The following is a 13,842-nucleotide window of genomic DNA, read 5'->3' on the forward strand; positions in this document are numbered from 1 at the left end:
GTATCCTGCGACTCCCAAGGCCTTGTTTACGGATTCTTAGCGTGGGATTGTCACGCTCAAGAGCAGAAATTAACAGGCACTCCCCCGATGAACGCTGCCACGTTTCTTCGTGACGTCTTTGGATTCGACGCCTTCCGGCCCGGTCAGGAAGAAATTGTCGATGCCGTGACCGGCGGCAAAAACACTCTTGCGATCATGCCCACCGGCGGTGGGAAATCGCTGTGTTTCCAACTCCCCGCCCTTGTCCGCGACGGGGTGACCGTCGTCATTTCCCCCCTCATCGCGCTGATGCGCGATCAGGTCCGCGGCCTGCGCGAGTCAGGGGTTGCCGCGGGCGCGCTCACCTCGGGCAACACGCAAGAGGAAACCGATGCTGTCTGGGATGCCCTTACCGATGGCACCCTCAAACTCCTCTACATGGCCCCAGAACGGCTCGCCGCCGGGGGCATCACCCAGATGCTGCACCGCGCCAATGTCAGCCTGATCGCCGTGGACGAGGCGCATTGCGTCAGCCAATGGGGCCACGATTTCCGACCTGATTACCTGCGGATCGGCGAGCTACGAACCGCGCTCGATGTCCCCCTCGCCGCCTTCACCGCGACCGCCGACGCCGAAACGCAGCAGGAAATCGTCCAAAAACTCTTCGGCGGCACCCAACCTGCCACCTTCCTGCGCGGCTTTGACCGGCCCAACATCCACCTTGCCTTTGCGGTCAAGGACGGGCCGCGCAACCAGATTCTCAACTTCGCCGCCGCCCGCAAAGGGCAATCCGGCATCGTTTATTGCGGCACCCGCGCCAAGACCGAAACGCTGGCCAAAGCCCTGGCCGAGGCCGGGCACCCCACCTGCCACTACCATGGCGGGATGGAGGCCGAAGACAGGCGCGCCGTCGAAACCCGTTTCCAGCAAGAGGACGGTCTAATCGTCTGCGCCACCATTGCGTTCGGCATGGGCATCGACAAACCCGACATCCGCTGGGTCGCCCATGCCGACCTGCCCAAATCGATCGAGGCCTATTACCAGGAAATCGGCCGCGCCGGGCGCGACGGTGATCCAGCCGAAACACTCACCCTCTTCGGCCCCGACGACATCCGCTACCGGCGCCAGCAAATCGACGAAGGGCTCGCCCCACCCGAACGGCGCGCGGCAGATCACGGGCGGCTGAACGCACTCTTAGGTTTGGCCGAAGCACTACATTGTCGCCGCCAAACCCTCCTCGGCTATTTCGGGGAAGAGGCCCAGCCCTGCGGCCATTGCGACCTCTGCGACAAACCGGCTGAGGTGTTCGACGGCACGACACCCGTTCGCATGGCGCTCTCCGCGGCCTTACGCGCCGACGAATGGTTCGGCGCAGGCCACCTGATCGACATCCTGCTCGGCAATATGACCGACAAGATCCGGCAGCGCGGCCACGACAGCCTGCCCACCTTCGGCGTCGGCAAGGACTATGACAAACGGCAATGGCAGGCGATCTTTCGGCAGATGATGGGGCACGACCTGCTGCGGCCCGACCGGGAACGGCACGGCGCGCTGCGGATGACCGAACATGCCCGGCCCATCCTGCGGGGCGAGGCGACCATCGAACTACGCCGCGACACGATCCGCACGGCCAAAACGGGCCCGAAGGTCCGGATGCTGGTCAGCGAAGACGACGCACCGCTACTGTCGGCGCTGAAAGCCAAACGCCGCTACCTCGCCGAACAGGCCAACGCCCCCGCCTACATCATCTTCAACGACCGCACGCTGATCGAAATGGCCGAACGCAAGCCGCGCAATCTGGACGAAATGGCCCAGATCGGCGGGGTCGGCGCGAAAAAACTCGAAAGCTACGGCAAGGATTTCCTTCAGGTCATCGCAGGCGCGGTCGAGGATATGCACCCTGCCCGCCGCAAACTCGCTGGGCGCGATGCGGGCACCACCTATGACCGGCTCCTCGCCGCGCAGGCCGAACTCACCCGAGGCCCCAATGGCACCGATAAACCGATGAGCTGCTCTGCCGGGATGCTGTCCAAGGTCGCGCAACTGCACCAACCCGACCGCGACATGCTGACACGCATGATCGGCGAAAAGTACGCGGAACGGTTCGGGGATGCGTTTCTCGAGGTGCTGGAGGCAGGTTAAGCAAATGCCATAGCCGACGCACACGCCCCGCTATTCCAGCGCAAACACCCTTACCTCACCTTCGGTCAAAGTAACCTGGCCCAACTCATTGCGCTTATAAACCATGGTGTAGGTGCCCGGCGCGATCTGGCGTTCGCTTGTCCCGGTCAGGTTCACGACACGCTCACCGTCCTGATAAAGGCCCAGTGCACCGTCGATCCCGGCCACCTTGCTCACCGTCACGAGGCCGTAATCGGAGGGTGAAATGACAACGTCATCGCCCGGCGCAATCGCGCGCGGTGGTGAGGTATAGTGATCAAACTCAAAGCGATACGTGCCCGGTGGAATTTGCTGTTCATTCTGACCCGCCAGACGGGTCAGCTTTTCACCGGTTTCCTCATCGATCATGTCGACACCGCCTGCCTGCGTGCCGTTCATGACAATATCGGCCAGCCCATAATCGGACGGCGAGACGACAACAGATGTCGACCCTTCGATCACCCGCGGTGGCGAGGTGAAGTTGTCAAATTCGAAGATATAGGTCCCGGGCGGAATCTGCTTTTCATTGGTGCCCGCCAGGCGGGTCAGCTTCTCACCCGTATCCGCATTGATCACATCGACACCCCCCACCTGAGTCCCGTCCAATACGATATCCGCCAACGCAAAATCCGAGGCCGCAAATGTGTAGTCCCCACTGGGCTCCACGACGATGGGTGGGGACGTAAAGTTATCAAACTCAAGACGATATGTGCCGGGAGGCACCTGCCGCACGTTCGTCCCGGCAAGGCGGGTGACCTTTTCATCAGTCGCATCCACGATCATGTCGACACCACCGATTTGTTCGCCATCCAAGACGACCCTGGCCAATCCATAGTCGACAGCTGAAATGACATAGTCTTCACCAGCTTCGACGGGTAACGGCGGTGAGATAAAGTTGTCGAATTCCAGCACATATGTGCCCGGTTGCACCTGCTCTTCCGTCGTGCCGGTCAGACGCACGATGGTTTCATTCGTCTCGGCGTCGACAACATCGATACCCCCGATCACGTCCTCACCCCGCACCATATTGCCAAGGGGAAGGATCAGCGTTGTTACAACGGGTTCTGGTGCAGGCTCCTCTGCCGCCTCGACAATCGTCTCGCGCACCGTCGTCAATGCCGCGTTCAGCGCATCGGCAGAACCGGCCTGATAATATTCGCCACCGCCGTTTTCGGCGATACAGCTTAGCTGCTGATCAGCCGCCTCATCTACGTCAAAGCCCACCACGTGGATTGTCACATCAATCCCCTGCTCCCGCAAAGTCGCCGCCGTGGCACAAGGATCACCATCACAGCTTTCGATCCCGTCCGAAACCAGCACGATGGATACCAGATCCTCATTCTCGCGCAGCAATTCACCGGCCCGTACAAGGCTATCGGCAATCGGCGTCTTACCTTGCGGGGTGATCCCGGACAGCGCTCCCAACAGATCAGGACGCGCCGTCTCACCCGGTGTCGCGATCACCTCAATATCGGAACAAGCACCGCGCTCACGATGACCATAGGCGATCAGACCCACATCGATATCCTGGGGCAGCCCGTCGATCAGGCCCGTCATGACCTCCTTGGCGACGACGATCTTTTCGACCTCATCCACCCGGCCCCACATCGACCCCGACCCATCCAGAACGAACAGCACATCGGATGTCGCCGTGTCGCCCTGCGCGACCACGGGATTGGCAAAACAGAGAAACGGAATCGCAAATGTGGAAATCAGCCGCATCAAAATCTCCTTTTGGCTAAATAACTTATGCATCATGCTATACATATGCCCGGCCGGTCGCAACGAACGGCATATCGAGGGCAATTAACCATAACTTAACTTAACGCACCGTGCGGTCCGTTACCGGTGCAAAGCGAGTATCTGAGTCATATGGAATTCATATGCAATTCCGATAGCGAAATTCGCAGAAAACACAGGGGTTAACGGCCATCCGGGCGCTAAGCTGCGATTTTCGGTTTTTCACCCCTTCCTTCGTGCACCGCTCCGTGCCCCGACGCTGCGGCAATTAACCTTTTCCGGCCCTCTTTCCAAAGCCCTGGATTTCCGTTATGGCCCGCCAATCTGAAAGTGCGGCGCCCGCATCCCAGCGCCTGACAAAGAAGATACCGGGATGAGGGGGAATACGCCCCCTACGCAAAAGGCCTCAATGTGGCCAAACAGGAAAACATGATGTTCAACGAAGTGAAAAAATCAATGCAGTGGGGGCAGGAAACGCTCACACTGGAAACGGGCAAGGTTGCCCGCCAGGCCGACGGCACGGTCATCGCCACAGTTGGCGAAACCTCTGTCATGGCCAACGTGACATTCGCTAAGTCACAGAAACCAGGGCAGGATTTCTTCCCCCTGACCGTCCACTACCAGGAAAAATACTACGCCGCCGGTAAAGTCCCCGGCGGCTTCTTCAAGCGCGAGGCACGCCCGACCGAAAAGGAAACGCTGACCGCCCGCCTGATCGACCGCCCCATCCGTCCACTGTTCGTCCCCGGCTTCAAAAACGAAGTTCTGGTCATGTGCACGGTTCTGTCGCACGACATGGTCAACGACCCCGACATCGTCGCGATGATCGCGGCATCGGCGGCGCTGACAATCTCTGGCGCACCATTTATGGGGCCGATTGCAGCGGCCCGCGTGGGCTTTGAGGATGGTGAATACATCCTGAACCCGGAAATCGACGACATGCACAATTTGCGCATGAACCCTGAACAACGGCTAGACCTTGTGGTCGCAGGCACCAAAGACGCGGTGATGATGGTCGAATCCGAGGCCTATGAGCTGACCGAGGAAGAAATGCTCGGCGCCGTCACATTCGCCCACGAACAAATCCAGCCGGTCATCGACCTGATCATCGGTCTGGCCGAAGAATGCGCGAAAGAGCCGTTCTCTTTCGAAGCCCCTGACTATGCGGACCTTTACGAGGCGGTCAAATCGGCAGGCGAAGACAAGATGCGCGCGGCCTATGCGATCACCGACAAGCAGGAACGTACGAGCGCTGTTGGCGCTGCGAAAGAAGAGATCGTCGCCAGCCTGACAGAAGAACAGCAGGAAGACGGCAACCTCGGCGCAGCCCTGAAAAAGCTGGAATCAAACGTCCTGCGCGGCGATGTCGTCAAGAACCGCAAACGGATCGACGGGCGTGCACTGGATCAGATCCGGCCCATTGTGTCCGAGACCGGTATTCTGCCCCGAACCCACGGTTCGGCCTTGTTTACAAGGGGCGAAACGCAAGGGCTGGTCGTCACGACGCTCGGCACCGGCGACGACGAACAGATGATCGACTCGCTGACAGGCATGTATAAATCGAACTTCATGCTGCACTATAACTTCCCGCCCTATTCGGTCGGCGAAGTGGGTCGCGTCGGCTCACCCGGTCGTCGTGAGATCGGTCATGGCAAGCTGGCATGGCGCGCGCTTCAGGCGGTTCTGCCAGCAGCCACGGACTTCCCTTACACGATCCGCGTCGTGTCCGAGATCACGGAGTCCAACGGCTCTTCCTCGATGGCTTCGGTTTGCGGCGGATCGCTGTCGATGATGGATGCCGGCGTGCCATTGAAAGCGCCCGTCGCCGGCGTGGCCATGGGTCTGGTGATGGAAGATGACGGGTCCTACGCCGTTCTGTCCGACATTCTGGGTGATGAGGATCACTTGGGCGACATGGACTTCAAAGTGGCGGGCACCGAAAACGGGATCACGTCGCTGCAAATGGACATCAAGATCGCAGGCATCACGCCGGAGATCATGAAAGAAGCGCTGGCTCAGGCAAAAGCAGGTCGCTTGCATATCCTTGGTGAGATGTCGAAGGCGCTGACCGATGCCAACGAATTCAGCGTCCACGCACCCAAGATCGAAACGATGCAGATTTCGACGGACAAAATCCGCGAAGTCATCGGCTCAGGCGGTAAGGTCATCCGCGAGATCGTGGAAACCTCTGGTGCCAAGGTCGACATTAACGATGATGGTGTGATCAAGCTGGCATCCAACGATGCCGAGGCGATCAAGAAGGCCTATGACATGATCCATTCGATCGTGGCCGAGCCCGAAGAAGGTGTGATTTACAAAGGGACCGTCGTCAAACTGGTCGACTTTGGTGCCTTCGTGAACTTTTTCGGCAAGCGCGACGGTCTGGTTCATGTCAGCCAAATCGAAAACCGGCGTTTGAATCATCCGTCGGACGTTTTGAAAGAAGGTCAGGAAGTCTGGGTGAAACTGCTGGGCTTCGATGATCGCGGCAAGGTTCGTTTGGCCATGAAGATGGTCGATCAGGACACCGGTGAAGAGATCAAGAAAGAGGAAGCGGCAGAGGGTTAAACACCTCTTCCGAAGTGCTTTTTCAGGGGCCTCGATGTGCGCATCGGGGCCTCTTTCGTTTTTTTGGGAAACTGCAACTGAACGGAGAACTGTTGTGAATTGATCACAACTCTTGGTCTTCGCTGACCAAGGCGGATTTCCACGTGATCAATACCCGCAAATTCACTAGCACGGGCACGGCCGGGGCTGTACGTATACGTAAGGAAGTACGAAATGAAATCTATGACTTTTGCCGGTGCGCTTCTGTTGGCTGCATCGGGTGCGTCTGCACAGGACGCAGGTGAAACGTCCATCGCATTGGGTGTGTCGGGCTTTGGCGGAAGTGTCGAAGCTGCCTATCGCATCGATCCAAGTTTTGCCGTTCGTGGTGCATATTGGGGCGGCGTCAGTTTGTCCTACGAAGAAGACGACGGCGAGACCGATATCGAAGGCGATGTCAGACTTGGTGGCCTGGCACTATTGACCGACTATTACCCGACACAAGGCGGCTGGCGCATATCTGGCGGCGTCTTCTTCTCGACTGGTGAGTTCGAAGCGAGCGGCACGGAAAACGTGAGCGGCACCGAACAGCGGGTGACTACCTCTGCAGAGTTCAACAACGATGTTTCACCCATGATCGCAACAGGTTACGAATTTGAGATGTTGCCACAATGGAACCTCAACATCGAAGCTGGTGTGATTTTTACCGGCGGTATCAATGTGGACTTTACCGCGGATGCTCCCGATGCTCAGGACGATGTCGACAACGATCAGGACCTGCAGGACATCAAGGACGATTTCGAAGACCTTGGCATCTTTCCGCATGTTGGCTTGACGGTCGCATATAAATTCTAAGCACGATCCACTTTGCGACAGGCCGCTGTCATCAGGGCAGCGGCCCTTCTTTTCAATCTTTCAGCTGCGTGGTCCGCAGATAGGGCAGCACGGTCGTGAAATCGCCGAATTTGGCCTTGGCGTCTTCGTTGCTGACGGTCGCGGGGATGATCACGTCATCGCCGACATTCCAGTTTGCGGGGGTTGCGACACCCTTACCGATCGACGTTTGCAACCCGTCCAGCGCGCGCAGCACTTCGGCAAAGTTGCGGCCCACGGTCATTGGGTAGGTCATCGACAATTTCAGTTGTTTGTCCGGTCCGATGATAAAGACAGACCGCACCGTCGCGCTGTCCGCAGGGGTGCGACCGTCGGGCAGATAGGCCTCGGCAGGCAGCATGTCGAAGGCTTTCGAAACCTCTAACCCGTCATCGGCGATAATCGGGAAACCGGCTGGCGCGCCGCCGACCTTTTCGATATCGCCCTTCCATTTCTTGTGGTCCTCGACACCGTCCACACTGACGCCGATCACCTTTGTCCCGCGCTTTTCCCACTCGTCAGCAAGCTGCGCTACGGCCCCAAATTCGGTCGTGCAGACAGGGGTAAAATCCTTCGGGTGCGAAAACAGGATCGCCCAGCTATCGCCGATCCAGTCATGCAGTGAAAACGTGCCATGATCCGTCTCAACCGTCAGATCAGGGATAGTATCGTTGATGCGCAGACCCATTGTATTTCTCCTTCAAATGAGGTGCTTTGGCACCAATATATGCCGCAAGGGCAGGCAGCGCCACCAGCGGCTGCATTGTCCGAAAATCAGCAGGAGAAAGCCGATGATCGAGAAGCGTCAGTTTTATATAAATGGCGAATGGGCCGCACCCGCCGCCGCACGCGATTATCAGGTGATCAATCCATCCACCGAAGAACCTTGCGCCGTGATTTCGCTGGGCGATCAGGCGGATACGGATGCAGCTGTCGCGGCGGCGTCTGACGCTTTTCCCGATTGGGACGTCACCGACCCGGCAAAGCGAGCCCGATATGTGAAGGGCATCCTCGAACAGTATGAGGCCCGCAAGGACGAGATGGCGCAGGCGATCTCTCAGGAAATGGGTGCGCCGATTGATATGGCGCGCGGGTCACAGGCGCCGTGCCTGCCGTGGCATCTGGAAAATTTCCTGAAGGCGTTTGATGAGGTCGAGTGGATCAAACCCCTCGGCCCCCACGCCCCGAACGACCGGATCGCGATGGAGCCGATTGGCGTTGTCGGTCTGATTACGCCGTGGAACTGGCCGATGAATCAAGTGACGCTGAAGGTCATCCCCGCGTTGTTGGCTGGTTGTACCGTAGTGCTAAAGCCATCTGAGGAAGCACCACTATCATCGCTGCTGTTTGCCGAATTCGTGCATGACGCGGGCCTGCCAGCGGGCGTTTTCAACCTTGTGAACGGCGACGGCGCGGGGGTCGGCAGTCAGCTCAGCCGCCACCCCGACGTGGCCATGATCAGCTTCACCGGCTCGACCCGCGCGGGCAAGGCGATCTCGGCCGCGGCGGCAGAGACGCTCAAGCGCGTGACGCTGGAATTGGGTGGAAAAGGTGCCAACGTGATCTTTGCCGATGCTGACGAAAAGGCGGTCAAACGCGGCGTGATCCATTGCATGAACAATTCGGGCCAGTCCTGTAATGCGCCCACGCGGATGCTGGTTGAGCGGTCGATCTATGATCAGGCGGTCGAGACGGCTGCCGAAGTTGCTGGCAAGATCGGTGTCGGCCCTGCGTCCGAGCCTGGTCGCCATATCGGCCCGGTGGTTAACAAGACCCAATGGGACAAGATTCAGGAAATGATCGCGGTGGGCATGAAAGAAGGCGCCCGTCTTATCGCGGGCGGCCCTGGCCTGCCGGAGGGGATGAACAAGGGTTACTACGTCCGCCCAACCGTCTTTGCCGACGTCACCAACGACATGCGCATCGCGCAAGAGGAAATCTTTGGCCCGGTCCTGTCAATCATTCCGTTCGAGGATGAAGCGGATGCAATCAAGATCGCCAATGACACGCCCTATGGCCTCACCAACTATGTCCAGTCGCAGGACGGTGAGCGCCGCAATCGCATGGCGCGTGGGCTTCGGTCAGGCATGGTCGAGATGAATGGGCAGGCCCGTGGCGCCGGGTCTCCGTTCGGCGGGGTCAAAATGTCGGGTCAAGCCCGCGAGGGCGGCATTTGGGGCATTGAGGAATTCCTCGAGGTCAAAGCGATCTCTGGCTGGGCCGCCGAGTAACCTCATGTGCAAGGGCGCACCAATGCGGTGCGCTTTCACCTGTTTCGTGCGACCCAATTCCCCCTATCTTTGATGTAAAGGATAGGAGGCATGAACCATGCTGAAACAAATCAAAGGGCTACATCACGTCACCTCGCTGGCCCGCGATGCGCGTGAGAACAACGCATTCTTCACCAACGTGCTTGGCCTGCGCCGGGTCAAGAAAACGGTGAATTTCGACGCGCCGGACGTCTATCACCTGTACTATGGTGATGAGGCCGGCACGCCGGGTACTGTCATGACCTATTTCCCGTTCCCCATGGCCGGTCGCGGCCGCAAAGGGACGGGTGAGGTCGGGCGGACCACCTTTGCGATCCCGAAAGGGACATCGCAGGCATGGCTGGACCGGCTGGCCACGTTTGAGGTCGCTGGCGTTTCGACCGATACGCGCTTTGGCGACAAACGGGTACTGTTTGACGGGCCGGACGGTGACGGCTTTGCGCTGGTCGAACGGGACGATGACCGCATGCCATGGACAGGCAACGGTGTCGCCGAGGACATCGCGATCCGCGGTTTTCACGGTGTGGATATCCGCCTGCGCGATGACGCGGCGACGTGCGAATTATTGGGGTTTATGGGCTACGAGGTTGCCGACAAAACGGACGACCTGACCCGCATGATCGTACCCGGCGGCAACGCTGCCAATACGATCGACCTGGAGGCCATGCCCAACGCGCCACGCGCGGATCAGGGGGCCGGGTCAGTCCATCATATTGCCTTTGCCGTCGATAATCGCGCGCGGCAGCTGGAGGTGCGCGAGGCACTGCTCGACACGGGCTATCAGGTCACCCCGGTCATTGATCGCGACTACTTCTATGCGATCTATTTCCGCTCACCCGGCGGTGTGCTGTTCGAGGTCGCAACCAACGAACCCGGCTTTGACCGGGATGAGGACACAGCGAATCTGGGTCAAAACCTGAAGCTGCCCAGCCAGCACGAACATTTGCGGTCGCGGTTGGAATCAACCTTGGAGCCTCTGGGCGACTAAAACGGCGCCTTCGCCGTGATCCGCATGCCTTTGCCCCCGTCCGGATGACGGAACTGCAAGGTTTCGGAGTGCAGCATCAGCCTTGGATGGTCCCGGGCGGGGCCATCCGCATAGAACGGGTCCCCAAGAATCGGATGGCCCAACGCCTGCATATGCACCCGCAACTGATGTGACCGCCCCGTGCGCGGCATCAGCCGCACACGGGTTTCGCCGTCGCGCGCCCGGACAACGCGCCAATCGGTGATCGCCTGTTTCCCATTTTGGTGATCGATCATTTGCGTGGGGCGGTTTGGCCAATCCACGATCAGCGGCAGATCGACGGTGCCTGTCTTTTCCGCCATCTCTCCCCAAACCCGCGCGACATAGGTCTTCTTCGTCTGACGCTTCTCGAACTGCAGGCCCAGATGCCGTTGTGCATGGGGCGTCAGCGCAAAGATCATGACACCTGATGTATCCCGATCCAGCCGATGCACCAGCAGCGCTGTGGGAAAGGACGCCTGTACCCGGGTCAGCAGGCAATCGGCAAGGCCCGGGCCTTTGCCCGGAACGGACAAAAGACCGCTGGGTTTGTCGACCAGCAGGACCTCATGATCGTCGTGCAGAATGGTCAGCGGGTCGGTCGGCGGATCATAATCGGTCACGAATAAACACGTTCGCCAAAAATGGCCGAGCCGACGCGGATGTGGGTCGCCCCCAGCGCAATCGCACGTTCGAAATCGCCGCTCATCCCCATGGACAGGCCCGTCAGGCCGTTGCGTTCGGCGACTTTGGCGAGCAGCGCGAAATGCAGTGACGGTTCTTCATCCACAGGCGGGATGCACATCAAACCCTGTAGAGGCAGGTCAAGCGCGCGCACCTCGGCAATAAACGCATCCGCCTCCATCGGCAGGATGCCGGATTTCTGCGGCTCTTCCCCCGTATTCACCTGCACGAACAGATCCGGACACCGGCCCTGTTCTTGCGCGAGCCGTGCGAGGGTCTTTGCCAGTTTAGGTCGATCCAACGTATGGATCGCATCCGCCAGTTCCATCGCCTGCCGCGCCTTGTTGGTCTGTAGCGGGCCGATCAAATGCAGCTTGATCCCCTTGTACCGCGTCCGAAAGTCGGGCCACTTTCCTGCGGCTTCCTGCACCTTGTTTTCGCCACAAATCCTGTGCCCTTCGTCGAGAATCGCCACGACCCTGTCGTTCGGTTGGACTTTCGACACCGCAATCAGCTCTACATCTTGGGGTTGTCGCCCTGCCGTATCACAAGCAGCGTCTATTTTCGCCTGAACATCGGCAAGAGGCATGGCGGACTCCTGAAAACAAGGATCACGGGATGTTTCGCGCCTGAAATAGGGCGGTTTCACAGCGATGTCATGGCCGAAAAGCCGGTGTGGCCATGTTGCATCATTTTTCGGTCACAGCTTTGGAAGCTGCCCAATTTGCTTGAGTGTGCAGCGCCGAAAGCGCAGGTAATCGCCAATGCTAGTAAAACTGGCATTCTTGGGAATGCAAAAAAACACGAGGGAAAATATCCATGAAAAGCATCCTTCTTACCTCGACAGCCTTGGTCGCCTTCGCAGGCATGGCCGCTGCCGATGGTCACGCTTCAATTTCGTTCAGCATGGAAACGACGCTGGGCTACAACGACACTGACGGTAACGATGGCCGTCTGTCTGGTGATGACGACGATCCAGCAACTCCGGACGTTGACGAGTCGCTCGCCGACTTCGACAACGAGCTTGGTTTCTATTGGGAAGGTAATCTGAAAACGACTGCATCCGCAGAACTGGACAACGGTCTGACAGCAGGCGCTTACTTCGAAATTACCATTGCGGAAGACGATGACGCAATCGACAACGATGGCGGCTTGGCTCTGAGTTCGAGCGATTTCGTGTTGTCTTTGGAAGCATCTAACGGTGGTTTGTTCTTCGGTGACACGGGTGTTGCTGGCGACAAATACTGGAAGTCTGCCGGTGACATGGAAGCTGACGGCGTCACAACTGCAACTGACTCTGCCGTGATCCGTGGTGATGTTGACGCAGGCGCTTACAAAGCATCCGTTTCTTACATCGTGAATGACGCTTTTGATGACGACGGCGCTGATCCAAATGACTCGCTGGAGCAGTTGGCATTTGGTGCCGAAGCTGACTTTGGCGTTGTCACGTTGACAGCTGCATATCAGGAAGAAACCGACTTCGTTGATGGCAGCGGCGACTTCAATGCTGACGAAATCTACGGTGTTTCGGGTGAAGGTACATTCGGCGGCGCAACTGTTACACTTGCTTACGCTGAAAACAGCACCGATGACCAGCAATCGACTGGTATCAAAGTGGCCTATCCTTTCGGCCCTGTCACAGCAACCGCCTACTATGTTGACGAGCAAGGCGGCGACCTGGACGGTGAGGCTAACCTTGGTCTGAACGTTGCTTATGCTGACGGCCCATTTGCTGTTGAAGCTGACTACCAGGACGACCAAGGCTCTGAAAAGTGGTCTCTGGAAGGTTCTTATGACGTTGGTAACGGTCTGACACTGTTCGCCGGTGTTCTGAACGAGAACGAAGAAGACGAAGATTTCTTCGCTGCTGCGACCTATGACCTCGGTGGCGGTGCTGAACTGCTCGTGTCTTATGCTGAAGACGACGACGGCAGCCAGGAAGACGAAATCGGTGGCGACGAGTACCAGGAAGGTACGACTGTCGAGCTGACATTCTCGTTCTAAGCTGAACGCGATACGATCTAAGTCAGAGCGGCCCATCCGGGCCGCTCTTTCTTTTTGTGCATCCCGCCTTGTCGCCATCGCGGGCCTTCGCTACACCAACACGCAAGCTCTTTGGGAGAGATGCGTTGAAGACTTTTGTGACCCGCATGCGTTTTGGTTTGGCTGCCCTACTGGTCGCCGCTTTGGCGGCATGCGGCGGTGGCCCGGCCCCGACCCCCCGCGGTGCTGAAAATGTCGCGGTGAACCGTTATTTGTGGGCCGCGTCACTGGATGTGCTTAGCTTCCTGCCGGTGCAAACGGCCGATCCATTCACGGGCGTCATTTCGACCGGTTTCGGCACACCCCCCGGCGGCGGCCGCGCCTACCGCGCGACCATTCAGGTGAGCGACCCGGCTTTGGACGCCCGTTCATTGAACCTTGCGTTGCAATCCCGCAGCGGCCCTGTCGCGCTGGAAACGCAGCGTGCGGTCGAGGATGCCATCCTATCGCGTGCCCGCCAGCTTCGCATTGCCGATGGCGCCCTATAGCCAACGGCAACCCGCCCGATTATGAATAGCGCCGGGCCATCTCGCCCGGCGT

11 protein-coding genes are annotated in these 13,842 nt (G+C 58.7%); 7 read left to right on the plus strand and 4 right to left on the minus strand.

Going from position 1 to position 13,842, the window contains the following annotated elements; genetic code table 11:
- The first annotated feature begins 87 nt into the window (after window positions 1–87).
- Entirely contained in the window at window positions 88–2,121 is a 2,034-nt protein-coding gene (gene recQ / locus V8J85_RS09505; protein WP_339953500.1) for a DNA helicase RecQ, read from the plus strand.
- 30 nt (window positions 2,122–2,151) lie between these two features.
- On the opposite strand, the gene V8J85_RS09510 is transcribed toward recQ, so the two are convergent.
- Window positions 2,152–3,861 (minus strand): vWA domain-containing protein, encoded by a 1,710-nt coding sequence (locus V8J85_RS09510; RefSeq protein WP_339953501.1) that lies wholly within the window; start codon window positions 3,859–3,861, stop codon window positions 2,152–2,154.
- A gap of 450 nt (window positions 3,862–4,311) precedes the next feature.
- Here V8J85_RS09510 and pnp point away from each other — a divergent pair, with 450 nt between their 5' ends.
- Both pnp and V8J85_RS09520 read left to right on the plus strand, forming a co-directional pair.
- Complete coding sequence (gene pnp / locus V8J85_RS09515; protein WP_339953837.1) at window positions 4,312–6,447, plus strand: polyribonucleotide nucleotidyltransferase; 2,136 nt, start codon at window positions 4,312–4,314, stop codon at window positions 6,445–6,447.
- A 213-nt stretch (window positions 6,448–6,660) separates the two neighbouring features.
- The gene (locus V8J85_RS09520; protein ID WP_339953502.1) at window positions 6,661–7,281 is read left to right on the plus strand and encodes a hypothetical protein; all 621 of its coding nucleotides are present in this window, start codon (window positions 6,661–6,663) and stop codon (window positions 7,279–7,281) included.
- Window positions 7,282–7,333: 52 nt separating this feature from the next.
- Here the strand turns inward: V8J85_RS09520 and V8J85_RS09525 are convergent, their stop codons facing one another.
- Window positions 7,334–7,987: a peroxiredoxin gene (locus V8J85_RS09525; RefSeq protein WP_339953503.1), complete on the minus strand. Its 654-nt coding sequence runs from the start codon at window positions 7,985–7,987 to the stop codon at window positions 7,334–7,336.
- A 103-nt stretch (window positions 7,988–8,090) separates the two neighbouring features.
- Between V8J85_RS09525 and V8J85_RS09530 the strand changes: the two genes are divergently transcribed.
- Both V8J85_RS09530 and V8J85_RS09535 read left to right on the plus strand, forming a co-directional pair.
- Window positions 8,091–9,530, plus strand: coding sequence for an aldehyde dehydrogenase family protein (locus V8J85_RS09530; RefSeq protein ID WP_339953504.1), 1,440 nt, complete (start codon window positions 8,091–8,093; stop codon window positions 9,528–9,530).
- A gap of 97 nt (window positions 9,531–9,627) precedes the next feature.
- On the plus strand, window positions 9,628–10,557 hold the full coding sequence (locus V8J85_RS09535; RefSeq protein WP_339953505.1) for a VOC family protein: 930 nt from the start codon (window positions 9,628–9,630) through the stop codon (window positions 10,555–10,557).
- On the opposite strand, the gene V8J85_RS09540 is transcribed toward V8J85_RS09535, so the two are convergent.
- A complete protein-coding gene (locus V8J85_RS09540) occupies window positions 10,554–11,198 on the minus strand; it encodes an RluA family pseudouridine synthase (RefSeq protein ID WP_339953506.1) in 645 nt (214 codons plus the stop codon). The genes V8J85_RS09535 and V8J85_RS09540 overlap by 4 nt on opposite strands.
- On the minus strand, window positions 11,195–11,848 hold the full coding sequence (locus tag V8J85_RS09545) for a YggS family pyridoxal phosphate-dependent enzyme (protein ID WP_339953507.1): 654 nt from the start codon (window positions 11,846–11,848) through the stop codon (window positions 11,195–11,197). The genes V8J85_RS09540 and V8J85_RS09545 overlap by 4 nt, the downstream gene beginning before the upstream one ends.
- A gap of 230 nt (window positions 11,849–12,078) precedes the next feature.
- Between V8J85_RS09545 and V8J85_RS09550 the strand changes: the two genes are divergently transcribed.
- Both V8J85_RS09550 and V8J85_RS09555 read left to right on the plus strand, forming a co-directional pair.
- Window positions 12,079–13,263: a porin gene (locus V8J85_RS09550; protein WP_339953508.1), complete on the plus strand. Its 1,185-nt coding sequence runs from the start codon at window positions 12,079–12,081 to the stop codon at window positions 13,261–13,263.
- A gap of 146 nt (window positions 13,264–13,409) precedes the next feature.
- Window positions 13,410–13,790 (plus strand): DUF3576 domain-containing protein, encoded by a 381-nt coding sequence (locus V8J85_RS09555; protein ID WP_339953838.1) that lies wholly within the window; start codon window positions 13,410–13,412, stop codon window positions 13,788–13,790.
- Window positions 13,791–13,842: the final 52 nt, after the last annotated feature.

This window comes from Yoonia sp. 2307UL14-13 (genome assembly GCF_037572755.1).
GTDB lineage: Bacteria > Pseudomonadota > Alphaproteobacteria > Rhodobacterales > Rhodobacteraceae > Yoonia.

Excerpts from the sequence above, each read along its gene's own strand:
- recQ (WP_339953500.1), top strand. The coding sequence starts at position 88 with ATGAACGCTGCCACGTTTCTTCGTGACGTCTTTGGATTCGACGCCTTC.
- V8J85_RS09510 (WP_339953501.1), bottom strand. The coding sequence starts at position 3,861 with ATGCGGCTGATTTCCACATTTGCGATTCCGTTTCTCTGTTTTGCCAAT.
- pnp (WP_339953837.1), top strand. The coding sequence starts at position 4,312 with ATGTTCAACGAAGTGAAAAAATCAATGCAGTGGGGGCAGGAAACGCTC.
- V8J85_RS09520 (WP_339953502.1), top strand. The coding sequence starts at position 6,661 with ATGAAATCTATGACTTTTGCCGGTGCGCTTCTGTTGGCTGCATCGGGT.
- V8J85_RS09525 (WP_339953503.1), bottom strand. The coding sequence starts at position 7,987 with ATGGGTCTGCGCATCAACGATACTATCCCTGATCTGACGGTTGAGACG.
- V8J85_RS09530 (WP_339953504.1), top strand. The coding sequence starts at position 8,091 with ATGATCGAGAAGCGTCAGTTTTATATAAATGGCGAATGGGCCGCACCC.
- V8J85_RS09535 (WP_339953505.1), top strand. The coding sequence starts at position 9,628 with ATGCTGAAACAAATCAAAGGGCTACATCACGTCACCTCGCTGGCCCGC.
- V8J85_RS09545 (WP_339953507.1), bottom strand. The coding sequence starts at position 11,848 with ATGCCTCTTGCCGATGTTCAGGCGAAAATAGACGCTGCTTGTGATACG.
- V8J85_RS09550 (WP_339953508.1), top strand. The coding sequence starts at position 12,079 with ATGAAAAGCATCCTTCTTACCTCGACAGCCTTGGTCGCCTTCGCAGGC.
- V8J85_RS09555 (WP_339953838.1), top strand. The coding sequence starts at position 13,410 with ATGCGTTTTGGTTTGGCTGCCCTACTGGTCGCCGCTTTGGCGGCATGC.